Raw genomic sequence first — 25,222 nt, forward strand, 5'->3', positions numbered from 1 at the left:
TACTTTTGATTAATTAAGAGAGATATGAGCGGAACATTGAACAAAGTAATGCTGATCGGGCATTTGGGAGACGAAGTGAAAATGCACTATTTTGAAGGCGGAAACTGTATCGGCAGATTCCCCTTGGCCACCAACGAGACCTATACCAATAGGCAAACAGGCGAAAAGGTGACCAATACGGATTGGCACAATATCGTAGTGCGCAACAAGGCCGCTGAAATTTGTGAAAAGTACCTCAGTAAAGGCGATAAGGTTTATGTGGAAGGCCGTTTAAAAAACAGGCAATGGCAAGGCGAGGATGGCAATATGCGGTATACCACCGAAGTGCACGTGCAGGACTTTACTTTTTTGACCACCAAAAAGGAAAGCATGGCCAATGCACAATCATCAGGTTCGTCCGCTAACTACCAAGAGCCATCGAAGGCTGAAAGCCCTGCTGCGCCTACCGATAATTCGGAGGAAGAGGATGACGACCTACCATTCTAAATAAAACACTAAAAAAGCAATATTAAATTGGATCCCGAGCCCCATTGTTTGGCATTTTACTTTACCACATTTAGTGGAATATTCACTTTAAAAATTGTTGTGCTGATACTGCTCTTGGCTGGCTCAGCTTTGATTTCGGCCGCAGAAGTTGCTCTTTTTGGTCTATCACAGACCGATGTAAACGAAATGCAAGAGGGCAATTCTTCTCGAAGCAAAATTATCGTGGAATTGTTGACCAAACCCAAAAAGTTATTGGCCACCATTTTAATTACCAATAATGCCATCAATATCGGAATTGTATTGTTGTTCAGCTCCATAGGCGATACGATTTTTGAAGGAATTGATGGAACATTACGTTTTTTGTTGGAAGTAGTTGTGGCCACCTTTCTGATTTTGATGTTTGGGGAAATCCTTCCAAAAATCTATGCCAACCGTAACCGTGTTGAGTTCTCTCATTTTATGGCGGTTCCCCTAAAAGGATTAAGTTTTCTTTTTACGCCCCTCAGTTCCCCGATGCGTTCCGTAACCCTTTTTATGGAGGATAAATTGGGCAAGAAAAAATCCAATTTGAGCATCAACCATCTTTCCCAAGCCTTGGAACTGGCCTCTGAAGGAGATACCACAAAGGAAGAACAGAAAATATTGGAGGGTATTGTAACCTTTGGAAACACCGACACCAAGCAAGTAATGCGGCCAAGAATAGACATCTTCGCGGTAAACGAGAAAATGAAGTTTCCAGAAATACTCGAAGAAATCAAAAAGAACGGATATTCCCGGATTCCCGTATTTGCGGAAAATATGGACAATGTTATGGGCGTACTTTATGTGAAGGATTTATTGCCCTATATTGAGAGGAAGAGTTTTAACTGGATGTCGCTGATCCGCGAACCTTACTTTGTGCCAGAGAACAAGAAGTTGGACGATTTGCTGTTGGAGTTTCAGGACAAAAAAAATCATTTGGCCGTAGTGGTGGACGAGTATGGCGGAACATCTGGAATTGTTACTCTGGAAGATATTATTGAGGAAATCGTGGGAGATATCAGCGATGAATTTGATGATGAAGACCTGGTATTCTCCAAATTGGACGATTACAATTATGTGTTTGATGGCAAAACAGCCTTAAAGGATTTTTATCGTGTGGTAAAAATAGAGGAGGAAGATGAGTTTGAAAGCAAAAAGGGCGAATCGGAAACTATAGCAGGGTTTGTGCTTGAAATATCAGGTAGTTTCCCAAAAATAGGAGAGAAGGTTTTGTTCAAGGATTACAAGTTTATTGTGGAAAGTATGGACAAAAAAAGATTGAAACGTATAAAAGTAACATTGCCCCATGAAGCATAACATTTTCTTTTTTATTGGTCTGGCCGTATTTTTTATTGGTTGTAAGGATGAGGTTTTACCAAAGCCCAAAGCTATGCTTCGGTTGGATTATCCGGTTGCGGAGTACGCAAAGTCCGGCCCTGATTGTGTGTATACTTTTGATAAAAACATCCTTTCTGAAATCAAGGAAAGTAGGGATTGTTCCATGGTTCTGGACTATCCAATGATGAATGGGTCAATCTATCTCACTTACAAACCGGTTCAAGGCAATTTGGACACCTTGCTTGTAGATGCACAGAAACTATCTTACGAGCACGTGGTAAAAGCCGATAACATTGCGGAACAACCATTTATTAATCAAGAAGATGGCGTGTATGGAATGTTCTACGAAGTAAGTGGCAATGCAGCATCGCAATCGCAATTTTATGTAACAGACAGTATCAACCATTTTGTAACTGGCTCTCTGTATTTTTACGCAAAACCCAACTACGATTCCATTCTTCCCGCAGCCATGTACCTACAGAACGATATCAGAAAAATTATGGAAAGTTTGCGGTGGAAAAAGTGATTTATTGCACTGAATCCTTAGCAAGTAGCGCTTCGGCCCTTGCAATACTGCCATTTATTTTTTCCTTGACGATTTTCACTTTTTCTTCTTCCTCATCCAACCATCGCTGTTTTTCTTCGGAAAGCTCCTTGCCGTTTAAAATCTCTTCGTGATTGAATCTATCACCAAAATCCTTCATCCAATCCATCATGGTTTTATGTGCATCTTGAAGGTCTTTCATGGCGATTTCGTATTGCTGCCCCGTTTTGGTGGAATCCACTTTAGGTTTTAGCTCCCCGACCAATTTACCTATGGTTCCCATTTTGGGCATTACCTCGTCATGGATGGCCATCACTTTTTCCATTTGGGTTGTGCTTTCGGTAGTTTTCTTTTCTTCTTTGCAGGAGAAACTCAAAAATAAAACGGCACAGCTTAGGATAAAAAAGGTTTTTTTCATGGATTTTTATTTGTCTACAAAAATAAACAACTGTCAAACATCATTATATAATAAAGGACTAATATGTGTTAATTAATGATTATTCTCATATTCTTACCATTGAGTAAGATTTATCTTTGCAACTTAAATAAAACTCGTTGCAAAGGATACAGTCCATATTTAGTCCCAAAAACCTTTTTGCTTGTCTTTTCATTGTTTTGATAATGATAAGCAATCTCCGTTTTTCATCAATGTACGTGTATTACAGTTTGGATAGGGATGGGTTTATAGAGCAACTTTGCGAAAACAAGGACAAACCGGAGCTTAATTGCGATGGCAAATGTATGTTGGCCCAAATGCTCCGTGCCCAAGCGGAGGATGAAGAGCCCATGCCGGTAATCGGTTGGGAAGAAGTTAGGGTCTTTTTTATGGAAATACCTAGCTACAACATACCAAATAGCATTGAGGATAATCCTAACTCATTTTATTACTCAGAATCCTATTCATATCGTTTTAGCGATACCCTCATTAAACCACCTATGGCTTAAGGTTTTACAATAAAAACGGCAAACACCCATTGCCGAACATGTATAATCTTTACATAGAATCAAAATGAATAAAAGTGCGATGGCAAAACTTTGTGTTTTGCTTTTTGGGGCCAGTGTGTCCTATGCGCAAGTGTCAAATGCGCAAGATACCTTATCAAAAGCACCGGTACAATTGGATGAGGTACTGGTGGAAGGAAAACGAAAAACAGATCCGGTTTTGTCCTCATTTAAGAGCGAACCGGAAAAGAAAATTGTCCAATCCAAGAATGTGGCCGATTTGTTTAAGGATATCAATGGCTTCAATCTGATCAAACGCGGTAACTATGCTATAGATCCGTCTTTTCGGGCTTCTCAATATGAGCAGCTCAATGTTCAATTTAATGGAGGAACCAAGGTGATGCATGCCTGTCCCAATAGGATGGACCCCATTACCACTCATGTGACCCCAGAAGAGATAGAGCGGGTAGAAGTGGTTAAAGGGCCATATACCTTTAGATACGGGCCCACCTTTGGCGGTATTGTAAATTTGGTGACTCAAGAAGTTGAAAAACAAGAAAAAGGATATCATGGTAAGGTAAACTTTGGTGGTGAAAACAATGGAAATGCCATTACTAGTTACGCAAATGTGAAATATGTTGGTGAAAAGTTTGATGCCAACCTCAATTTTGGATTTCGAGATTTCGGCAACTATGAAGATGGCGATGGCAATGAGGTGCCTTCCTCTTTTAAAAGTACCGATTATGGTGTTCAAGTAGGATACAATCCAACGAAAAACCAGAGGATTCAGGTAGGATTCCGGCAATCTTTTGGACGGGATGTGCTGCATGCCGGGCTGCCCATGGATACAGAAGAGGATAACAGCAATGTGCTTTCCGTGGACTATAAACTGGACAACATTTCAGATGGATTAAAAACCCTGAGTGCCAAGATATATCGCTCCAAAGTAGACCATCTTATGACCAATGAATTGCGTCCAACCTTTATGATGATGGAAGCCGTTTCCGAAGTGGAGGCCAGTACCCTTGGTGGAAGGGTGGAACTGGAATGGAGACCGATCAGTAATTTTAAACTATATACAGGGATTGATGCATTTTCGGTAGGACGGACAGGGCAGAGAACCCGTTTGGTGAAAAGGAACATGATGACCGGGGAGGCACTCCCCATGCCCATGGAATTTGTGGATGAGGTATGGCAAGATTCCCAAATTGATGACTACGGAGCATTTGTAGAGGGTAAATATCCGTTATCCAAAAAGTTGTTGTTGAATGTAGGGGCGAGGTATGACATGGTTCTGTCCAAAACTGATGCACCAGCAGATGATTTTGTTGCCGAATATCCCGATTTGGATACAAGAACGGAGCATAATTTTAGTACAACAGCATCATTTAAATATATGGCTTCGTCCAAACTCTTGTTGGAGTTGGCCTATGGTAGAGGAGTGCGTTCCGCTAATATGGTTGAACGGTTCATCAACCATTTTTCGGTCGGGCAAGATCCTTATGAATATGTAGGAAACCCCTATTTGAATGCTGAGGTGAACAATCAATTTGAGTTGGGTATGAAAGCAAATGCCAATTTTGAGGGGTATGCTTTCAACCGATTGGATTATGGGGCCTCTGTCTATTATGCTATCTATGACGATTATATTGTTCCGGTGATAGACCCCTCATTGGACAAAAAATATATGCCCATGGCAGAACCCACCGAGGTAAAAAGGTTCACCAATTTGAATGATGCTTACAAAACAGGGTTTGAAGTTTTTGGGGAATTGGCTTTTTTGGAAGATTTTGCCTTTAAAACGGAGTTGTCCTATGTCTATGCCAAGAATCAGGATTTGGATGAATCCCTTCCGTTGACACCACCTTTGGTGAGCCGCTTCAACTTAAGTTTTGAGAGAGAAATGATTTGGGCCAGGGCAACCTATACGCTTACATCGGAACAGTCCAATATTGCGAATTCCTTTGGAGAGCAAAGTACGGATGGTTATGGGGTTGTGGATTTGCGTTTTGGTGCAAAGCCTTTCGAACATTTGACCGTAGGTGTGGCAGCATCCAATATTTTTGATGAGACCTACAACAATCACCTGAACTTCTCTTTTGTGAACCAAGCGGATTATGGTCGAGTACCCATCAATGACCCAGGAAGGAATCTATCTGCCTTTATACAGTACAGTTTTTAGCAAATTGATGGACATTAAAAAAGGCGCTCTTTCTGGAGCGCCTTTTTTGTGATTAAAAGTCTTTTTTTATTTAAAGTCTGATGCCTCGACTCCTTCGTTTACTTTGATTTCCTTTACATTAAATTCAAAGTTTTGAGGCCCCATGCTCTGCATCAGCTTGAACGGGAATTTGATACCTGAAACTTCTTGGTAATCACTGTACCCCAATGTACTCGTCATTTGCTGACCTTGTACTTCCTGAGTGTTGATTTCTTGAACTTTTAGACCGGTTTCCACATCGTAGAAAGCGGTTTTGCTGTCGTTTATTTTTAGCTTGTAGGCCTTTTTGTCGCCCACAGGCTCAACACCTTCCAAGGTAACATCCCCTGCAGCCAAGTAATTCAATTCAGGGAAAGCGGCAGATTCTTCTTTGATTTTTGCAATTTCCTCTGGAGAAAGGTCTTTACGCTGACCTTGCACCACCATGTAACCGGAATCGCCATCCAAAACCTGTTTTTGCATGGAATTTCCTTGCACTTTTACATCTTGCATGAATTGGTCTTGGGAGGTCTTCTTCATCTCAAGTTCCAGTTTCATGCCCTGCATTTCTGCTTCGGCCAACATGGAATAAGAGTCCACACTTTCCAGTTTGGATTTTCCGCCAATGGCCTCAATATAGTTTTTCAATACAGTATTGGCATCCATCCCTTCGGGAACGGCGGCACTATAATCAGGTTTTTCCGTTTTGTTGGCATACTTATCGTAATACAGTACAGGAACATCTTTTCCTTTAAAGGTCACTTTCTCCAAGTTTTCCAAAACATCGCTTCCCTTTCCGGTAACAACTACGCGGGCATTGGTGGTGGAAAAGTGTTTTTTGGCTGCTTGGAGCACATCTTCTTTGGTAATGGCGTCCAATCGTTCCAGATAGGTTTCATAAAAATCCTTTGGAAGATCCTCGGTCTCTATGTTTAGTGCATACTCGGCAACGGTTTCAGGTTTTTCGAGGGCCATCACAAAGCTTCCTGCATATTTGGCCTTCGCATTAGCCAGTTCTTCATTGGAGACGGGCTCGGAAGTTATTTTATCTATCTCTTTCAAGATTTCGACCACGGAGCTATCGGTAACGGCATTTCTTACTTGCGCATAGGCGTTAAAACGCATTGGACTAAATTTATTGGCCCTTAATCCGGAATAGGAACCGTAGGTGTACCCTTTGTCCTCTCTCAAATTTTTGAATAACCTTGCCTGTCCACCGCCACCTAATATTCTATTGGCCAAAAGGGCATCCAGATAGTCTTCGTCCTTCATTTTTAAGTGGGTGATGTTCTCTACCGCAACTTCGGACTGCACAGCGTTGGGCATATCCACAAAGTTGATTTGGGTGTACTGCACATTTTTTGGATCGGAATAGCTAAAAGATGGCGGAGCTGCTTTGGACCATGGTGTGAACGCCTTGGTCACCAAATCTTTCACGTTTTCAAATTCTACATCACCGATTACGACCAAATAAGCATTGGCGGGAACAAAATAAGACCGGTAGAATTGCTCCACATCGAGTAGGGTTACATTGTTAACGGTCTCCTCGGTCATAAATTCACCAAAAGGGTGATTTTTTCCGTAGGCCAAGGCCAATTGAACCCTGTCCGCAATGGCGGAAACGTCTTTTTCCTCGGATTTGATGCCTGTTATGATTTTCTCTTTTTCCTTATCAAATTCTTCTTGAAGGAAGTTTGGATTGAGTGCGGCATCGGCCATCAATTCCAAAATCCTTGGGAAATATTTGGACAAAGAACTTGCGAAGGCACTTTGCTCACCGATGTAAATATTGGCACCTAAAAAATCCACTTCTTCATAAAATTCGTCCTTTGGGATGTTTTTGGACCCTTTGCCCAGCATACTTCCCGTTAGGGCAGAAACTCCAGCTTTGTCCCCTTCCAAAATAGGAGGGTTGTCTATGGAAAGTTGAATGCGAACCCTAGGTAATTTGTGGTTTTCCACTACAAGGACCTTCAAGCCATTTTTAAGCTCAAAACGGGCAGGTTCCTTTAAGTTGATCTTGGGAGCAGGACCAGCTTTTGGTGGTGTACTCCTATCAATTTGTGCGTATGAGGCTGTCATGCATAAGGACAGCACAGCTAAAATTAAATACTTTTTCATCTTAATTAGCATCTTTTTGTTCTGGTAAATATTCCAACTCGATACGTTGGTTCACCTTCAAATATTTTTTGGCCACTTCCATGATTTCTTCACGGGTAATGGAACGGTAAATATCAATCTCCGTATTGATGAGGTTGGTATCGTCCTTCAGCATATAATTTTCTGCCAATGAGTTGGCGATGCCCTCAACACTACTGTTGGCATTTACAAATTGGTTCTCGAACTTGTTCTGAAGTTTTTGGTAATCTTTTTCGGAAATCAACTCCATTTGAAGCTTTAGGATCTCTTCATCGATCTCTTTTTTGATGTCCTGAATGGAATTGTCGCCAACAGGAAGCCCTCCAACGATGTACGAGCTGTAATCTTCGGCATCAATCGGGACGGAAAGTATTTGAAGTGCCATTTTTTTCTCGTCCACCAATTTTTTGTAGAGTTTGGAGCTTTCCCCATCGCTTAAATAAGTAGAAATCATGTTAATCACATAAGCATCCCGTTGTCCTTGCCCTGGTGTTCTATAAGCCAATAAAATTGCAGGGATTTGGATGTTAGGGTCGTGATATTTGGCAAACTTGGTTTTGGTGATAGGCTCTTCCTTTACGTTTGGCCTTTGAATTTCGGCACCTCTTGGAATAGGGCCAAAATAATCCTCGATCATTTTTTTGGTCTTGGCGGTTTCAAAATCGCCAGCTACAACCAAAACCGCATTGTTGGGCACGTAGTAGGTTTGGTTGAATTTTTTGAAATCATCCAAAGTGGCACTTGCCAAATGCTCAAAAGATCCTATAACCCCCCAGCGATATGGATGGTTGGTATATAGATTTTTCAGGATTTCATTAAAAAAGGCACCGTAGGGAGAGTTATCTACCCGAAGTCTCTTTTCCTCTTGTACCACTTCTTTTTGGGTGTCCACGCCAACTTGCCCGATTATAGGATGCATCAAGCGTTCCGATTCCAGCCAAAGGCCGACCTCCAAGCTGTTGGAAGGGAAAACTTCATAATAATAGGTGCGATCCAAAAAGGTGTTGGCATTATGCCTTCCTCCATTGGAAGCAACGATTTGGTCCCACTCACCTCGTTCAATGTTTTTGGTGCCTTCAAACAATAAATGTTCAAAAAAGTGGGCAAAACCCGTTTTTTCGGGGTCCTCGTCCTTGGATCCCACATGGTACATAACCGATGTGGTAACCACAGGTGCACCGTTGTCCTGATGTAGGATAACGTGCAGGCCGTTGTCTAGATCATACTCTTCAAAAACCACTTCCTGTGCAGAAAGCAGGGTTACCGCAAAGAGCATTGTAAATGCAGAAAACAAATGTTTTTTCATGTTAATAGTTAGTATTTAAAAATTGATATTGCTAAGAGGTTGGTATCGATTTTCCGATCGATGTTACGCTAAATATAAAATTTTTTATGACGATCCTGTGAATTTATAAAAGTCTTTAGATTTAAAATGTGGGATAATTCACAAACATTCAGTAAATTAAACAATGAATCCAAAAATTGAAATATGAAAAATTTAACCCTTCCAATCCGTTTCGGAATAGTTACCAGTGCTGTACTGATCGCATATTTTTTGATTTTGGCCTTGATGGGAAAGCATACCAATGTTTTTTACAGCCTGTTCAATGGGGTGATTACTGGTTTTGGTATATATGAGACAATCAAGTATACCAAAATAAGGCAGGGCAAGAGTTTTAGCTATGGAAATGGATTTACTGCAGGCATTACAACTGGTTTTGTTGCCTCGTTGCTGTTTACGATTTTCTTTGCCTTCTATGCAACGGAGTTGGACAGTACTTTTCTTGATAAACTCTCCTCGGCATGGTCCAACGACTATAAGAATTTCCAAGGGATTGTATTTTTTACAGTGGCCATTATGGGGTTTGCCACGACTTTGGTTTTGACCCTCTCGTTTATGCAACTCTTTAAAACCAGCAACAATTCAAAAAAAATTATGGGTTAAATCAGGGAAGATTACTTGTAGATTAAGGATTTAGCAGTATATTTGCACCCGCTAATTTTGATAAAGCGCAGTAATTTTAATCTAATTAACGCATTATGTACGCAATTGTAGAGATGGCAGGGCAGCAATTTAAAGTTGCAAAAGACCAAAAAGTGTACGTTCACCGTTTACAAGCAGAAGAAGGTAAAAAAGTTACTTTCGACAAAGTGCTTCTTTTGGAAGATGGTGGTAACGTAACCATTGGCGCCCCGGTCATAGAAGGTGCGGCTGTTGAAGCCAAAGTTGTAAAACACCTTAAAGGAGATAAGGTAATCGTCTTTAAAAAGAAAAGACGTAAAGGATACCAAAAGAAAAACGGTCACAGACAATATTTGACTGAAATCGTTGTTGAGAGTATCTTGGCAAAAGGAGCCAAAAAAGCGGCCCCCGCAAAAGCCAAAGCTGAAGCAAAACCAGCTGCCGAACCAAAAAAGGCAGAGAAAAAAGCAGAGGCTCCAAAAAAAGAAGCTCCAAAGGCAACTGAGGATTTGAGTTCCAAAACTGTTGCTGAATTGAAGGAAATGGCAAAAGCCAAGGAAATTACCGGTTACTCTTCCATGAAGAAGGCCGAGTTGATCGAAGCGTTAAGCAAATAAGAAAAGAACTAAAATTTATATATCATGGCTCACAAGAAAGGTGTAGGTAGTTCAAAAAACGGTAGAGAATCAGAATCGAAACGCTTAGGTGTTAAGATTTTTGGTGGTCAGGCAGCCACTGCTGGTAACATTATTGTAAGACAACGTGGTACCAAGCACAACCCTGGCGAAAATGTATACGCAGGAAAAGACCATACCTTGCACGCCAAGGTAGATGGTGTTGTTAAGTTTGAAAAGAAAGTTGGTGGTAAATCTTACGTTTCCATCGAACCTTTTGAAGCTTAATAAGCAATAAAAATTTTTTGGAAAAGGCTCTGCATTTGCGGAGCCTTTTTTATTTGTCATCATTTTTAAAGATTTCATAACCTAATGGTGATATTTTTGGAGTGATGGGGAGTGACCTTGACCTTCTTATCTTGTAGAATATTGAAAAGAACCTCTATTTTTAGGATTTGGGCAAATCTTGGACCTGTATTAGAAGCGTAATTTCCGTTTTCGGGCTGTAATTTCCCAAGTGTTTACTTTTTTACCGTTTTCAATCACAGAAACTTCATCATGAAGGTTAATAGTAGGGCAAATATGATACGGAATGCCATATAAAACATCTCCAACGTTATGTTTGTCCCAATCTTTTACTTTGATTACACCATGTTCTTCACTTTGTGAAAGCAATTCATAATTTTCTAGATTGAGAAATTTGACCCGTTTGTCAATCGGGTTTTCGGCTGCCACGGATTTATGGCCCAGATCCACTGTAATAATGCCCTCGGTGGGTTTGGAAATAATCCTTGTAACTAAAAGCGCGGCATGTTTAAAGTTTTGTTCCTTTAATTTTTCACCATATCCCCAATCCCAAAGCACACAAGTGCCCGGGCTGGTAATTCTACTTTTGTTGATCAAGTGGGATGTAAAGGACGGGGTTCCTCCACAGATCATTTGGGAGTCCGGGTACTTTTCTTGAACCGCTTTAAAGTATGCGCTTACTTCTTCCAGCCCTTTTTCAATTTTTTGGTTCCTCTCCTCAAAATCGGTGTCGCGTAAATGGCCATCATACACATGGAACCCTTTAAAATGTAATGCATTGCAAGTATTAAGAAAAGCCATTAGCTCGTCGAGGCTGTGCCCAACTTTAATGCCTGAACGGTTCATTCCGTTATTGATGTCAATATAAATATCAATGGTGAGCTCATGGTCCAAAGCCTCTTGGTTTAAAAGCTCGGCACTATCCATATTGTCCAAAATAGAGGAAAACTGGGTTTCAGAATAGTGTTTCATCAAACTAAGGAGGCGTTTTACTTTGGGACCAACAAGTTGATGGGAGATCAAAACAGACTTAGCTCCAGCTTCAGCAGCTATTTCTGCTTCAGCAATGGTGGAAGCCTTAAAATTGGAGATTCCGGATGCCAACAATAGCTCCATTACCTTGGGCATTTTGTTGGTTTTGATGTGCGGCATCAACCGTTCTGTTTTGCCATCTACCAATGTAATCATCTCATTAATGTTGTACTCAACGCGTTCCAAGTACAACGCTACTGACGGTGAATCTACTGCTTTCACATTTTGTATACTGTACCAGTTGTCCATTGTTTTGAATATAAATTGCCAAGGCAATGTAACCAATTAAATGATGCCAAAAAAAGTTCCTGGATAAACCATTGTGACTTTTACATAAAGTTTTTTTGTAGCTTTAATAACATTAACTATAAATCTTATATCATGAAAAAAGCAATCATTTCGTCATTATTGGCTTGTTCTGTTTTATTTACTAGCTGCTTAGGTTCTTTTAGTGCCTTCAACAATTTAAAAGATTGGAACCAAGGATTAACGGATAGCAAGTTTTTGGATAACCTCATATTTTGGGGATTGAACATAGTTCCTGTTTACGGCCTATTCTTTCTTGGGGATACCCTTATTTTTAACGTAATCGAGTTTTGGTCGGGATCTAACCCAATTGCGATGAAAGATGGGGAATCCGAAACCCAAATGGTAGAGCACGATGGAAACAAATTTAAAATGGTGGCCACAAAAAACAGAATTCAAGTTACCGTGGTGGAGGGACCAAAAAAAGGAAAGAAAATTGATTTGGTATACAAACCAGATGAAAAATCTTGGAATGCCATTCGTCCAAATGGTGAGATTATTAAACTATCCTCTTTTGAAGAAGGTTTCTATATTGTTTATATGCCAAACGGGGAAAAGGTTAAAATAGATCCTATGAGCACTAGGGAAGAAGGTTTGGCCTTGTTGAAAGAAAGCAAAACCTGCTACTATGGTGAAACCCTATTGGCTGATTAATAATAAATAAAAACCGCAGTACATTTTGATGAAAAATTCGTCATTTCGAGTGGTTTTTTGAACCGAAGGTCAAAAAATTATATCGAGAAAAGAATTTTCTTATACAGAAACCTTGTTCTCGGCAGGCAGGTACTTTTTCCTTCTGAAAAAACTCGAACTGACGGTTTTTAACTACAATATTATCAAAATATATTACTGGCTAAATAAAAATAGTCCTAAACAAAAACCCATGGCAATAACCATGGGCTTTTTGTTTTATAAAAGCTTTTATACTTAGTATCGGTAATACTCTGGCTTAAAAGGTCCTTCGACTTTTACACCGATATAATCTGCTTGTTCTTGCTTTAGCTCGGTTAACTCAGCGCCCAAACGAGACAAGTGCAATTTGGCTACTTTTTCGTCCAAATGCTTCGGAAGCATATAAACTTCGTTGGCATATTTGTCGCTGTGGTTCCAAAGTTCTATTTGTGCCAAGGTTTGGTTGGTGAACGAGTTGCTCATCACAAAACTTGGGTGACCTGTGGCGCATCCAAGGTTTACCAATCTACCCTCGGCCAAGATAATCACATCTTTGCCATCAATAGTGTACTTGTCAACCTGTGGTTTTATTTCGTCTTTGGTATCGCCGTAGGTTCCATTTAACCAAGCCATATCAATTTCGTTGTCAAAATGGCCAATGTTGCAAACAATGGCTTTGTCCTTTAAGGCTCTAAAATGCTCTTCACGTATAATGTCCTTGTTGCCTGTTGTAGTGATTACAATATCGGCATTGGACACCACGGTTTCCAATTTTTTCACTTCAAAACCGTCCATGCAGGCTTGTAAAGCACAAATTGGGTCAATTTCGGTAACGGTAACAATGGCACCTGCCCCACGGAATGATGCAGCGGTTCCTTTTCCAACATCGCCATAACCGGCAACCACAACACGTTTACCGGCCAACATGGTGTCCGTGGCCCTGCGGATAGCATCCACGGCACTCTCACGGCATCCATACTTATTGTCAAATTTGGACTTGGTCACAGAATCGTTCACGTTGATGGCTGGCATGGGAAGCGTTCCCTTTTTCATTCTTTCATACAAACGGTGTACTCCGGTTGTGGTCTCTTCGGAAAGTCCTTTTACTCCGGTTGCCAACTCAGGATATTGGTCAAGGACCATATTGGTAAGATCTCCACCATCGTCCAAGATCATGTTCAATGGTTTTCTTGCCTCACCAAAGAACAAGGTTTGCTCAATGCACCAGTCAAATTCCTCTTCGGTCATCCCTTTCCATGCATAAACCGGGATTCCTGCAGCAGCTATTGCCGCAGCAGCGTGGTCTTGAGTAGAAAAGATATTGCAAGAGCTCCAGGTTACCTCAGCTCCAAGGGCCACCAAGGTTTCAATTAAAACAGCGGTTTGAATGGTCATGTGAAGACAACCGGCAATCCTTGCGCCCTTTAAAGGTTGTTGGCTCCCGTATTCTTCACGTAAGGCCATAAGCCCTGGCATTTCGGCCTCGGCAAGCTCAATTTCTTTCCTTCCCCAGTCTGCAAGAGAGATATCCTTTACTTTGTAAGGTACATGCGGAATTGTCTTTGTGCTCATATTTTATATAAATTTACTTTTGTAGCTTCGCTTAAATAGTGCGACAAAGATACGAATTCACTTAACTTTAGTTCATGCCCATTTACAAAACAATAACAGTTTCGCCAACGACCAAAGTCTACATTTGGAAGGTTACCGAGCCAGAGGTCGAACTTGCTAAGGGTGTGGAGCTTACAACGCATTGCCAAAACAGGATGGACGGCATGAAATCGGAGGCACACCGAAGGGCTTTTTTGAGTATTCGTCACCTTATGGCAGAGGCGGGCTATGTAGATCATGACCTGTATTATGACGATTTTGGAAAACCCCATCTTAAGGATGGGAAATTTATCTCCATTACCCATTCACACAACTTTACCGGAATAATTATCAGTGAAACCGATGAGGTGGGTATCGATATTGAGATGCAACGTGATAAAATTCTAAAGATAGCCCACAAATTCACGCCCATCCAAGAGTACAAAACCTTGGCCAATTCGGAAGCATTGATGCGAAAGCTCACCATTGTTTGGGGCGCCAAGGAGTCGCTCTACAAAATTTACGCACAGCAGGGACTCAGTTTTTTAAGGCATATTAATGTGATTGATTTTTCTTTTGAGGACACCCGTACCGTGGCCGAGATATTGTACGAGGGAAAAAGATCGCATTACGAAATTGAATTTATAGAGTTTGAGGGCTTTACATGCGTTTATGCACTTAAAATGATGGGGGGATGATGATTCCTTTTTGTAGTTTTGCTGAAACTATAACTGCCCATGAAAGTATCCGTTGAACTAACCTTATCACCACTTCAAGACGACTTTGAAGGCCCCGTCATTGATTTTATCAAAAAGTTGCGCGATTCGGGACTCACCGTTTTAGAAAACCCATTGAGTACACAGGTGTTTGGTGATTATGATAAGGTAATGGAGCTGCTCCATTCCGAAATCAAGGAAAGTTTTGAGAACTTGGACCATGTAGTACTTACCATGAAAATGGTAAAATCCGACCGAAGCGAGTATGAACCCCATTTTTGATTTTTTTCTCGGCCCCTACGAAGACCGAGAGCTATCCCTGATTATTTTAGAGGCCACTGCTTTTTTCTTTGGAATTGCCAGCGTGGTCTATGCCAAAAGGGAAGATATTTTGGTGTATCCCACGGGATTGGTCGCTACCGTAATAACTACCTATATTTTTCTTGTGGATCGCCTGTATGGTGATATGATGATGAATTTTTATTACTCCATTATGAGCATTTACGGGTGGTGGAACTGGGCCAGAAGAAGAGATGATAGACGGTTGGTGGTCAATATTACGAGAACCAATACCAAAGAAAAGTGGATAGGGTTTGGCTTTTTCCTACTGACCATGTTGGTTACTTATGGGGTATACAGGATGTTCGGCGCCGAAATAGAACCGACCAATTACGTGGACATATTCACTTCAGGGATTTTCTTTACCGCGATGTGGTATATGGCCAATAAAAAACTGGAAAACTGGACCCTTTGGATTTTGGGTGATTTAATAACCGTACCTTTGTACGCATATAGAGGATGGGGTATGTTCTCTTTGCAATACCTCATTTTTACTGTGTTGGCAATACAGGGATATCTAGCATGGAAGAAAAACTTGGGCAAGAGCCCTCAAACCTCATAAAAGTAGTCCTTTTTGGGCCCGAGTCTACCGGAAAAACCACCTTGGCCCAACAATTGGCCGAGCACTACAATACGCAATGGGTGCCCGAATATGCACGGGAATATCTTCAAGAGAAATGGGATAGGGAACAAAAAACTTGCGAACCCCACGATTTGGTCCCTATTGCCTACGGCCAAATGCGTTTGGAAAATGAGTTGGCCAAAAAGGCAAATCAAGCCCTTATTTGTGACACCGATCTTTTGGAGACCAAAGTATATTCGGAGGCTTATTACAATAGTACCTGCGACCCACTTTTGGAGGAGTATGCCCTAAAAAACACCTACGACCTATACTTTTTGACATATATAGATACTCCATGGGAGGCGGATGATTTGAGGGACAAGCCAGATGAAAGAGAACGAATGTTTGCGTATTTCAAGGAAGCTTTGGAGAATAATAACAGGAAATTCGTTATTTTAAGGGGGGATAAAGCGTCAAGGCTATCCACAGCAGTAAAATATATAGATAAACTTCTCCAAAAACATGATTGAATTAAGTCCTAAAGACTTGGAACAACTGGATTCCAAAGGAATTTCCAAAGAAAAAGTAACAAACCAAATACAAACATTTAAAGAGGGCATCCCCTTTGTTCAGCTATCGCAAGCCGCTGTGGTGGGTAATGGCATACTTAGGTTTTCCGAAAAAGAACAACTCGACCTGCTTCAGTATTTTGAGGACAACAGAAAAGAACTGGAACTATTAAAGTTTGTGCCCGCTTCGGGAGCGGCATCCCGAATGTTCAAGGCCATGTTCAATTTTTTGGACAGTTATGATCCATCAAAAGAAAAACTCTCCGAATACATAGAGCGAACAGGTGACAAGGATGCAAAAAAGTTTACCGAGAACCTTTCGGATTTTCCTTTTTACGACCTCATTATGTCAAGAATAAAAGGCAAAGCATCCAATAAGGATGAAGAAGCCTATCTTTTTGTAAAGGAAATGTTGACCGAGGATGGTCTCAATTACGGCTTTTATCCAAAAGGCCTATTGCCCTTTCATAAATATGATACAGGAACAGCAACCCCGTTCGAGGAACATTTAAAAGAAGCTGCGCTTTATGCGAAAACAAAGGGCAGGGCCAATCTTCATTTTACCGTATCGGAACAGCATGATGAGATGTTCGCCAAAGAAGAAGCTTTGGTAGGGCCAAAAATTTCAAAGCAGACCGATACCATTTTCAATGTGTCCTACTCCAACCAAAAACCTTCAACGGATACTATTGCGGTGGATATGGACAACCGGCCATTCAAAAATAACGATGGATCCATTCTGTTCCGACCAGGAGGGCATGGGGCACTCATAGAAAATCTTAATGATCAAGATGCCGATATTATCTTCATTAAAAATATTGATAACGTAGTCGTCGATAAAAACCTGGAGACCGTGGCCAACAGCAAAAAAATGTTGGCCGGGGTACTTAAAAAAGTACAGGACAAGGCTTTTGCTTATGCCAAGCTTTTGGAAAACGATGATGTTTCCATTGAAAAATCGGATGAAATAAAAGCTTTTTTGGAAAGAGATCTCAATGTTCGCATGCCCAAAAATTACGATGATTTCAGCGTGGACGAACAAAAGAAGGTTTTAAAAGATAGGATAAACCGCCCCATCCGAGTTTGTGGCATGGTTAAAAACGAGGGCGAACCCGGTGGAGGTCCTTTCTGGATAAAAGATGGTCAAGGAAACTTATCGCTTCAAATCATAGAGTCCGCCCAAATTGATATGGACAACAAAGAACAAGCAGCAATAGTACAGAACGCAACACATTTTAATCCCGTGGACCTGGTCTGCGGTGTCCGGAACCACAAAGGAGAAAAGTTCAACCTATTGAATTATGTGGACACCAAGCAAGGGTTTATTACTGGCAAAACCAAAGAAGGTAAGGAATTGAAAGCCTTGGAACTTCCTGGTCTGTGGAACGGGGGCATGGCCTTTTGGAATACCATTTTTGTAGAGGTACCATTGGTAACGTTCAATCCGGTTAAGACCGTAAACAATCTTTTAAAACCAACACACCAAGCATAAGGATTTAAAAAACAATGAATTAATCCGCTTCCTAAAAAGGTGGCGGATTTTTTTGTGTTTTGGTGTGACCTATCACTAAAAGGTGTGTCTTAAAAGTATATTCGAAATTGTTTTCGATGACATGATTAAATTTTGATAATCCTTGCGGGTTGTCTCAACTAGGTTGGTTGATTTGGTAAGAGGCCGTGCATTTTGTACGGCTTTCTTTTCATAGTGTTCGGAAACGATAGGCAACAACGTTAAAATGATTTATAAAATAGTCCTGTTCTTTAATCTAGTATCATTGGCTCTGGCCATATACATATTGGTATCGTATTTAAAAAACAGAAATAAGGATAAGGACATGCAAAATCAGGATGATGCTATATAAACACTATCCATGTATTATCCATTTCTGCCAAGTTGTACCGTGGTCTTTTTTCCTTGTGACCGTATAATTGGCAAAAATGAAAGGCTGCTTCGGCAGCCTTTCTTGTATAAAAATTACACAGGCTGTTTACCGAATTACACACTTTTACACAGTGCTTCAAAACAGCTGAAAATTATAACTAACTAATAAACAACAATGTACGTGTATTTGATGTGTGATTTTAGAATTGGCACTATGTTTTCACATAGTTAGTCAAGTTTAACAATTAAAATCATATACCATGAAAAATTTAGCTTTAGCAACAGTACTATCATTTGTAGGAATCACAGCATTTGCCAATGTAGAAACTCCAGAATTGGAAAATAATAACGCAATGGAAATCGTACAGGGGGATTTTGAAGAGATCAGCGTTTCCGACCTTCCATCGGCAGTAACAAGTGCTGTGGAATCAGATTACCCTACGGCTACGATCAGTAAGGCGTACAAAAATGACCAAGATCAGTACAAATTGGACCTTACCCTTGAAGATGGTACAACAGGAACTGTGTATGCCGATGCCGAGGGGAATTGGATTGACATGTAATTAGTTTTATCACCCCACAATAGTTAGTTTGGTTGGAAAAGGGCTGCTTCGGCAGTCCTTTTTTTGTGATAATTTTATCAAAATGGAAAAGTCCCAAAAAGAGTCAGGGCCGTATATTAAATAACTGAGATATGCCCAGAATCTTAATAATTGAGGACGATACTGCTTTTTGTCAAATGCTTCAAAAGTTTTTGACCAAGAACGGTTTTGCCGTATCAGTAAGTTATTCCATTAAAGAGGCAGAGGAATATCTAGCGTCATCTACCTTCGACATAATCCTATCCGATGTTAGATTGCCGAAAGGAAACGGGGTTACTTTGCTTCCCCAGGTAAAACGCGAGTCACCAAAGACCCAAGTTATTTTAATGACAGGATATACCGAGGTGAAGACTGCGGTAAATGCCATTAAAAAGGGTGCTTTCGATTATATATCAAAACCTTTTACACCAGAAGAAATACTTTCCGTAATTAAAGATGCCCTGCGCTCCAAAGTGACGGATTTCAAAGTTTCTCGTGAAAGCTCAAAATCGACTGAAGCGAAGAAGGGCTCGATCAATTTTTTAAAAGGTCAAGGAGAGAAATCCAAGAAACTCCAACAGTATGTGGAGCTGGTCGCTCCTACAAACATGTCCGTTTTACTAACGGGCGAAAGTGGTACGGGAAAAGAAGTCACCGCCAAGGCCATTCACCGGGCAAGCAAGAGAAATAATCAACCGTTTGTAGCGGTAGACTGTGGTGCCATACCAAAAGAAATTGCCACCAGCGAATTTTTTGGCCATGTAAAGGGCAGTTTTACGGGCGCCATAGATGATAAACAAGGCCATTTTGAAGCGGCCAACGGAGGAACCCTTTTTTTGGATGAGGTAGGGAATCTATCCTACGAACATCAAATTCAGCTACTTAGGGCCATTCAAGAGCGTAAAATAAAACGAGTGGGCAGTACCAAAGAAACCCAGTTGGATATCCGCATTATTGCTGCCACAAACGAAAATCTTTCCGAAGCTGTGGAAGAAGGTGGTTTTAGGGAGGATTTGTACCACAGACTCAACGAGTTTTCCATTGAAGTGCCATCCTTGAGGGATAGGCGAGAGGATATTCTTCTATTTGCAGATTATTTTCTGGCCGAGGCCAATTCAGAATTGGATAAAAATATTTTAGAATTCTCCGATGAAACCAAGCGAATTCTTCAGGAGTATGATTGGCCGGGAAATTTGAGGGAAATGAAAAATGTGATCAAAAGGGCCGTTCTTTTTTCTGAAACGGAAACCATGTTCCCAAATGCTTTGGCAGAAGGGGTCGTAAAAGGAGCAAGTAAGCACGAAGAGTCCATTTTTTCTAAATCTGATTATGAGAAGGAGCGGATTCTGACCGCCTTAAAACAGACCAACTTTAACAAAAGCAAAGCGGCAAAACTACTGCAAATCACCCGCAAGACGCTTTACAACAAAATCAATCAATATCAATTGAATGTTTAGCTAAATAATTTTGGATTTCAGTTTCCAAATGGGACAGCACTTCTTTTAGTTCCGAAAGAATATTGAACGTTTTTTCTCCTTTTGCATCATCGGAAATATTTTCCAAAAGTTCCAATAAGTGGATGGTATCTTTTATTTCCAACTGCCTGAACATGGGCAACATTTTGTGGGATGTAGCCCTGATATCTGTATAATCTTTATCGCCAACGGCGGAAAGCAAAAACGCTAGATTCTTTTTCGTGTTCTCCAAAAACACTTGTAAAACTTCCTGAATGGCATTTGGATCATCCAAAAAGGGGGAAATATTTTTAAGAGTGAACATGGAAGACTCCGAAGCGGGAATTGCATTGGACAAGGCCACCTTTTCTGTCGATTTTAAAACACGCAGTAGGGAATTGGCCGTAAATGGTTTCTGTAGCACATCCGAAAAACCAGGGCCTAAATAGTCCGTTTTATTGCCGATTTGTTGTCCGGTCATGGCAATTACGGGATTTTTATATCCAATGCTTTTAATTGTTTTTAGCACAGAAAAACCATTTGTGGTGGGCATTTGAATGTCCGTCAGTACAGCATCGAACTGGTGGATTTTTGATAGCTCAATATCATCAAAACTTAAAATAGTTTCTGTTTTGATGTGGTTGATTTTACAAACTTCAGCGATAAGACCAAGCATGTTTTCATCATCATCAATAACCAAAATAGATAGCTCTTTCGGCTTGGGAACAAACGCTTTGGAATCATTTTCGACCACTTCGATTTTAGAAAACTCAACAGGAATCCGAACAGTAAAAGTACTCCCTTTGCCTACTTCGCTCTTTAAACTCAACTTACCACCCAATAATTCTGTCAGTTTTCTTGAAATGGTAAGCCCCAGCCCATACCCGATCTGGGCTTTCTGGGAAGGAGCTTCTGCTTGTGTAAACTCTTGGAAAATGGCTTCCTGCTTTTCGACAGCGATTCCTATACCCGTGTCCTCAACATCAATCCTCACCCATGTAGCTTTGTTCTTTTCTTCCACTACCGCAGCAACCCTGACATGGCCGGAATCTGTAAACTTAAAGGCATTGCCAATGAGGTTGGTAAGTATTTGCCGTATTCTAAAAGGGTCGTTGATGATAGGTGTTTTTAAGTCGTCTGCTATTTTTAATTGGAGCAATACTCTTTTTTTGGATTGTATTTCTTCAAAATCAACCGCAGTTTCTTCTATTAATTGGAAGAGGGAAAAAGGCACCTTGTCCAACTGGATTTTTCCCGCCTCCAGTTTGGAATAGTCCAAAAGGTCGTTTACCAAATTATCTACATAGCCAGAAGAGGACTTGATTTTTTTAAGGTAGTTCAGTTGTTTCGTGCTCAATCCACTTTGCTCGATCAAGTCGGAATAGCCCCTGATGGTATTCAGCGGTGTTCTTAGGTCGTGGCTAACGGTCGAGATTAATTGTTCCCTGCTTTTTAAAAGTGATTCGGAATATTTTTTGGCCTTTTCGAGCCGTTCTCGGTATTGCTGTGCTTTCCAGTAATCCTTGGAAATCATGAGCGTAAACAATATCACTGTTATTAGCCCTAGAATAACAGCTCCGACTGCCAAGCGAGAGCTTTTTTTCAATGCCTGCTCTTGCTTAAGACTGTCCAGATAGGTATTCAGTGCCATTTCCTGTTCAAAGTCGGATAAAATGCCCCGCATTTTTTGTGAAAGCTCTAGGTCGGTCCTATAAATTTGAAGTTCTTTTTGCAATACGGTACGTTCGGCCGTAACTGTTTCGGTTTTGGCTTTGTTTAAAATAGCTTTGGATACTTCTAAAATGGAGTCGATATTTTTGGCGGCCGTATTACCGTCGGAATTTGGAATATTCTTGTTGAGTATGGCGACGTACTCTTTGATGTATTCTTGGGTTCTAGTAGGCAATTTGTCAAAATTCGGAGCAAAGGTCTCCGGGGTAATTCTGCCCATGTCCACTTCCATCTCATGGAAAGCCTTTAAAACTGAGTCCAAAGAAGTTTTATTTTCGTTCCTAACCTTTAGTTTTCGTAGTTCGGCATTATTAAAAACCTTTTGCTTTAATAATTCCTGAACACTGTCCAACCTAAGATTTAGACTGCCACTGTTGGTTTGCGCCAATGGTTTAAGGGAGTCGATGAACTGGGTAATGGAGTCCACCTTTTGCGCATAGTATTTTAAATCCTGCGGTTTTTTGGTCTGTAAGGCCAACTTGGATAAGTTTTCGGCATCATAGAGTTGTGTGAGCAACCTGTTGGTCTTCAGTAGTTTTTCGTTGCTCTCTCCTTGATTTTTTGCAGAAGCATAGCTTTTGAACTCATTATAGATAAAGAATGCAGCCAAGGTTGCCAAAACTCCAAGCACTGCATAACTCAGTATAATTTTAAGGGTAAACCTTTTTTTGGATTTAGGGTGCATACCATTATATACGCAGGCACTTGGGGGTCATGGTTGTTATCAAAAGTTAAATTTCCAAGATGTTTTTTATGAAAATCAATATTCGCATCATACATTTGTGGCATCTCAAAGGGGTGCTTTTTACCAAAAGGCTGAGATTATACCCAATGAACCTGGGCGGGTAATGCTGCCAAGGGAATGCGCAAGTCGCATCTTGGAATTTCTATGTTTCTTTTAGAAACAACAATCAATTATTAACAAAGAATAATGACCCCTTTTATTCGTAACATTTTTACGAATGAAACTCTATTCAATTATTCAAAAAAGAGCCGTTTTTGGCTCAATGCGACCGACAAAAAACAATTACGGGAACCGCATTAAAACATTATGTGCAACAGTGGCCCTAGGTGGGCTGGCGTTTACCATGAGCGCCCAAGAAGAACCGATTGACAGTCTTGAAGGAGAAAAAGTGGTGCTGGACGAAGTTTTGGTACAATCGGTAAGGATAACCAAGGATTTCCCCATTACTTTTTCCGATTTGGACAAAGTGGAACTCGCCCCGCGGAACTTAGGACAGGATATTCCCATTCTCATGAATTTTATGCCAGCGGTTGTTACCACCTCCGATGCCGGAGCTGGCGTGGGATACACGAGCATGCGTGTTCGTGGTAGCGATGCAACACGGGTAAATGTAACCATTAACGGTATTCCGTACAACGATGCAGAATCACATGGGACCTTTTGGGTTAATATGCCCGATTTTGCCTCCTCTACCCAAAGTTTGCAGTTGCAGCGAGGTGTGGGAACTTCTACCAATGGGGCCGGGGCATTTGGAGCAAGTTTGAACATGCTCACGGATGCTTTTTCCCAAGAGGCTTATGCTACAATTTCTTCTTCTGTGGGAAGTTTTAATACGCTTCGGAACAATGTAAAGTTCAGTACAGGGTTGATGAACGATCATTTTGAATTCTCTGGGCGACTATCCAGGGTTACATCCGATGGATATGTGGACCGAGCGGCTTCGGAATTGGATGGCTATTTCCTGCAAGGTGCATATCAAGATGACAACACCTTGATCAAGGCTTTGCTTTTTGGGGGACATGAGATTACTTATCAAGCTTGGAATGGAATTACAGCAGAACAGTTGGAAAACGACCGTACTTTTAATTCTGCAGGAATTTATACTGATGATAACGGTAACACTCAATTTTACGAAAATGAGGTGGACAATTACAAGCAAGATCACTTTCAACTGCATTGGTATGAAACATGGAACCCTGCTTGGAACACCCATTTGGCCGTACACTACACGCGTGGAAAAGGTTTTTTTGAACAATTTAGGGAAGACGACGATTTTGCTACGTATGGTTTGGAGCCCATCACGGTAAACGGCGATTTGGTTGAAAACACGGATTTGATACGTCGTCGCTGGTTGGACAATGATTTTTACGGAACCATTTTTTCAGCTACCTACAATAACGAGAATCTCGAACTAATTATGGGAGGTGGTTACAACGAGTACAAAGGCGACCACTTTGGTGAGATCATTTGGGCCGAGTATGCCAGCGGCAGCGAAATAAGGGACAGGTATTACGATGATAATTCCACCAAAACCGATTTCAACGTTTATACCAAGGCCAACTACAAATTAACGGACCAATGGTCCTTGTTCGGAGATGTGCAATACCGTGGGGTAACCTACGAAGCCAATGGTGAAGATACGGGTTTGGTGTATGATTCCTTCAGCTTTTTTAATCCAAAGGCAGGTATTACCTTCGATTTAAACCGCAACAACAACTTCTATTTTTCTTATGCGAGAGCAAATAGGGAGCCCAACCGTAATGATTATGAGAGCGGAAGTCCAAAACCTGAGAAATTAAACGATTTTGAACTGGGATGGCGTTTCATTTCACCAAGTTTCCAACTGAATACCAATGTGTACTATATGCGGTACAAGGATCAATTGGTATTGACCGGCGAGTTGAACGATGTAGGGGCACCGTTGAGGTCCAATGTGGGCGATAGTTACCGTTTGGGTCTGGAAATCGATGCAAGCATCAGGCTGTCCAATGCGTTTCAGTGGAGACCAAACATTGCTTTGAGCGATAACCGAAATATCGACTTCTTTTTTGAGCGTGATGGAGAACTTCAGAATTTGGGGAATACTAACATAGCCTATTCACCACAATTGATAGCGAGCAATATTATTTCCTATCAACCCAATGCAAATTTTCAAGTTTCGTTGTTGTCAAAATTTGTTGGGAAGCAATATATGGGCAACATCGACTCGGAGGCTTCTGTTTTGGATAGTTATACCCAAACGGATTTCAATGTTCAGTATACCATCAACATAAACTCTTTTGTAAAAAGTATTGAGATTTCCGGTCTGGTGAACAATATTTTTGATGCGGACATTGTCTCCAACGGCTATTTCTACACCTTTGATGATGATTTCTCCAACCCTGGAACTATCACAACCATTGAGGGTGCTGGATACTATCCGCAAGCAGGAATCAACTTCCTTTTAGGGGCGACAGTTAATTTTTAAGACACATAATATGGGGTTCTGTA

23 protein-coding genes are annotated in these 25,222 nt (G+C 40.9%); 17 read left to right on the forward strand and 6 right to left on the reverse strand.

Annotated features, from left to right (window positions below; all coding sequences use genetic code 11):
- The first annotated feature begins 24 nt into the window (after window positions 1-24).
- From AC13CS_RS16705 to gldD, 3 genes are read left to right on the forward strand one after another with little or no spacing between them, the layout of a single operon-like run.
- On the forward strand, window positions 25-486 hold the full coding sequence (locus tag AC13CS_RS16705; protein WP_163624967.1) for a single-stranded DNA-binding protein: 462 nt from the start codon (window positions 25-27) through the stop codon (window positions 484-486).
- Window positions 487-513: 27 nt separating this feature from the next.
- Window positions 514-1,824 (forward strand): gliding motility-associated protein GldE, encoded by a 1,311-nt coding sequence (locus AC13CS_RS16710; protein ID WP_482888923.1) that lies wholly within the window; start codon window positions 514-516, stop codon window positions 1,822-1,824.
- The gene (gldD, locus tag AC13CS_RS16715; protein WP_293165757.1) at window positions 1,814-2,371 is read left to right on the forward strand and encodes a gliding motility lipoprotein GldD; all 558 of its coding nucleotides are present in this window, start codon (window positions 1,814-1,816) and stop codon (window positions 2,369-2,371) included. Before AC13CS_RS16710 ends, gldD begins: the two co-directional genes overlap by 11 nt.
- A 1-nt stretch (window position 2,372) precedes the next feature.
- Here the strand turns inward: gldD and AC13CS_RS16720 are convergent, their stop codons facing one another.
- Complete coding sequence (locus tag AC13CS_RS16720; protein ID WP_293165755.1) at window positions 2,373-2,807, reverse strand: hypothetical protein; 435 nt, start codon at window positions 2,805-2,807, stop codon at window positions 2,373-2,375.
- Between the two features lie 230 nt (window positions 2,808-3,037).
- Here AC13CS_RS16720 and AC13CS_RS16725 point away from each other — a divergent pair, with 230 nt between their 5' ends.
- Entirely contained in the window at window positions 3,038-3,334 is a 297-nt protein-coding gene (locus AC13CS_RS16725; RefSeq protein ID WP_482888924.1) for a hypothetical protein, read from the forward strand.
- 79 nt (window positions 3,335-3,413) lie between these two features.
- Complete coding sequence (locus tag AC13CS_RS16730; protein WP_482888925.1) at window positions 3,414-5,513, forward strand: TonB-dependent receptor domain-containing protein; 2,100 nt, start codon at window positions 3,414-3,416, stop codon at window positions 5,511-5,513.
- 66 nt (window positions 5,514-5,579) lie between these two features.
- Here the strand turns inward: AC13CS_RS16730 and AC13CS_RS16735 are convergent, their stop codons facing one another.
- Window positions 5,580-7,652 (reverse strand): M16 family metallopeptidase, encoded by a 2,073-nt coding sequence (locus AC13CS_RS16735; protein ID WP_482888926.1) that lies wholly within the window; start codon window positions 7,650-7,652, stop codon window positions 5,580-5,582.
- Window position 7,653: 1 nt separating this feature from the next.
- Window positions 7,654-8,976 carry a M16 family metallopeptidase gene (locus AC13CS_RS16740; RefSeq protein ID WP_482888928.1) on the reverse strand — a complete coding sequence of 441 codons (1,323 nt, stop codon included), beginning with the start codon at window positions 8,974-8,976 and terminating at the stop codon, window positions 7,654-7,656.
- Between the two features lie 183 nt (window positions 8,977-9,159).
- On the opposite strand from AC13CS_RS16740, the gene AC13CS_RS16745 reads away from it, so the two are divergent.
- The 3 genes from AC13CS_RS16745 to rpmA all read left to right on the forward strand — a co-directional run bounded on the left by AC13CS_RS16745 (window position 9,160) and on the right by rpmA (window position 10,535).
- Entirely contained in the window at window positions 9,160-9,615 is a 456-nt protein-coding gene (locus AC13CS_RS16745) for a DUF4199 domain-containing protein (protein ID WP_482888929.1), read from the forward strand.
- Between the two features lie 95 nt (window positions 9,616-9,710).
- A complete protein-coding gene (gene rplU, locus AC13CS_RS16750) occupies window positions 9,711-10,250 on the forward strand; it encodes a 50S ribosomal protein L21 (RefSeq protein WP_293165743.1) in 540 nt (179 codons plus the stop codon).
- 24 nt (window positions 10,251-10,274) lie between these two features.
- The gene (rpmA, locus tag AC13CS_RS16755) at window positions 10,275-10,535 is read left to right on the forward strand and encodes a 50S ribosomal protein L27 (RefSeq protein WP_163624958.1); all 261 of its coding nucleotides are present in this window, start codon (window positions 10,275-10,277) and stop codon (window positions 10,533-10,535) included.
- Window positions 10,536-10,724: 189 nt separating this feature from the next.
- On the opposite strand, the gene AC13CS_RS16760 is transcribed toward rpmA, so the two are convergent.
- Complete coding sequence (locus AC13CS_RS16760; protein WP_482888930.1) at window positions 10,725-11,834, reverse strand: D-TA family PLP-dependent enzyme; 1,110 nt, start codon at window positions 11,832-11,834, stop codon at window positions 10,725-10,727.
- A gap of 132 nt (window positions 11,835-11,966) precedes the next feature.
- Between AC13CS_RS16760 and AC13CS_RS16765 the strand changes: the two genes are divergently transcribed.
- Window positions 11,967-12,545 (forward strand): DUF3332 domain-containing protein, encoded by a 579-nt coding sequence (locus AC13CS_RS16765; protein WP_482888931.1) that lies wholly within the window; start codon window positions 11,967-11,969, stop codon window positions 12,543-12,545.
- A 273-nt stretch (window positions 12,546-12,818) separates the two neighbouring features.
- Here AC13CS_RS16765 and ahcY read toward each other — a convergent pair whose 3' ends face one another.
- The gene (ahcY, locus tag AC13CS_RS16770; protein WP_326277447.1) at window positions 12,819-14,135 is read right to left on the reverse strand and encodes an adenosylhomocysteinase; all 1,317 of its coding nucleotides are present in this window, start codon (window positions 14,133-14,135) and stop codon (window positions 12,819-12,821) included.
- Between the two features lie 74 nt (window positions 14,136-14,209).
- Between ahcY and AC13CS_RS16775 the strand changes: the two genes are divergently transcribed.
- The 7 genes from AC13CS_RS16775 to AC13CS_RS16805 all read left to right on the forward strand — a co-directional run bounded on the left by AC13CS_RS16775 (window position 14,210) and on the right by AC13CS_RS16805 (window position 20,259).
- Window positions 14,210-14,851, forward strand: coding sequence for a 4'-phosphopantetheinyl transferase family protein (locus AC13CS_RS16775; RefSeq protein WP_482888932.1), 642 nt, complete (start codon window positions 14,210-14,212; stop codon window positions 14,849-14,851).
- Between the two features lie 39 nt (window positions 14,852-14,890).
- Complete coding sequence (locus tag AC13CS_RS16780) at window positions 14,891-15,151, forward strand: YkoF family thiamine/hydroxymethylpyrimidine-binding protein (protein ID WP_482888933.1); 261 nt, start codon at window positions 14,891-14,893, stop codon at window positions 15,149-15,151.
- Complete coding sequence (gene pnuC, locus AC13CS_RS16785) at window positions 15,135-15,770, forward strand: nicotinamide riboside transporter PnuC (protein ID WP_163624952.1); 636 nt, start codon at window positions 15,135-15,137, stop codon at window positions 15,768-15,770. Before AC13CS_RS16780 ends, pnuC begins: the two co-directional genes overlap by 17 nt.
- Complete coding sequence (locus tag AC13CS_RS16790) at window positions 15,731-16,300, forward strand: AAA family ATPase (RefSeq protein ID WP_482888934.1); 570 nt, start codon at window positions 15,731-15,733, stop codon at window positions 16,298-16,300. Before pnuC ends, AC13CS_RS16790 begins: the two co-directional genes overlap by 40 nt.
- On the forward strand, window positions 16,293-17,831 hold the full coding sequence (locus AC13CS_RS16795) for a DUF4301 family protein (RefSeq protein WP_482888935.1): 1,539 nt from the start codon (window positions 16,293-16,295) through the stop codon (window positions 17,829-17,831). Before AC13CS_RS16790 ends, AC13CS_RS16795 begins: the two co-directional genes overlap by 8 nt.
- A 650-nt stretch (window positions 17,832-18,481) precedes the next feature.
- Window positions 18,482-18,784 carry a hypothetical protein gene (locus AC13CS_RS16800; protein ID WP_482888936.1) on the forward strand — a complete coding sequence of 101 codons (303 nt, stop codon included), beginning with the start codon at window positions 18,482-18,484 and terminating at the stop codon, window positions 18,782-18,784.
- Window positions 18,785-18,915: 131 nt separating this feature from the next.
- Entirely contained in the window at window positions 18,916-20,259 is a 1,344-nt protein-coding gene (locus tag AC13CS_RS16805) for a sigma-54-dependent transcriptional regulator (protein ID WP_482888937.1), read from the forward strand.
- Here the strand turns inward: AC13CS_RS16805 and AC13CS_RS16810 are convergent.
- Window positions 20,234-22,672: a hybrid sensor histidine kinase/response regulator gene (locus tag AC13CS_RS16810; protein WP_482888938.1), complete on the reverse strand. Its 2,439-nt coding sequence runs from the start codon at window positions 22,670-22,672 to the stop codon at window positions 20,234-20,236. The genes AC13CS_RS16805 and AC13CS_RS16810 overlap by 26 nt on opposite strands.
- A gap of 277 nt (window positions 22,673-22,949) precedes the next feature.
- Between AC13CS_RS16810 and AC13CS_RS16815 the strand changes: the two genes are divergently transcribed.
- Window positions 22,950-25,199 (forward strand): TonB-dependent receptor, encoded by a 2,250-nt coding sequence (locus AC13CS_RS16815; protein ID WP_482888939.1) that lies wholly within the window; start codon window positions 22,950-22,952, stop codon window positions 25,197-25,199.
- The last annotated feature ends 23 nt before the right edge of the window (window positions 25,200-25,222 follow it).

This window comes from Flagellimonas sp. B-3 (genome assembly GCF_056857835.1).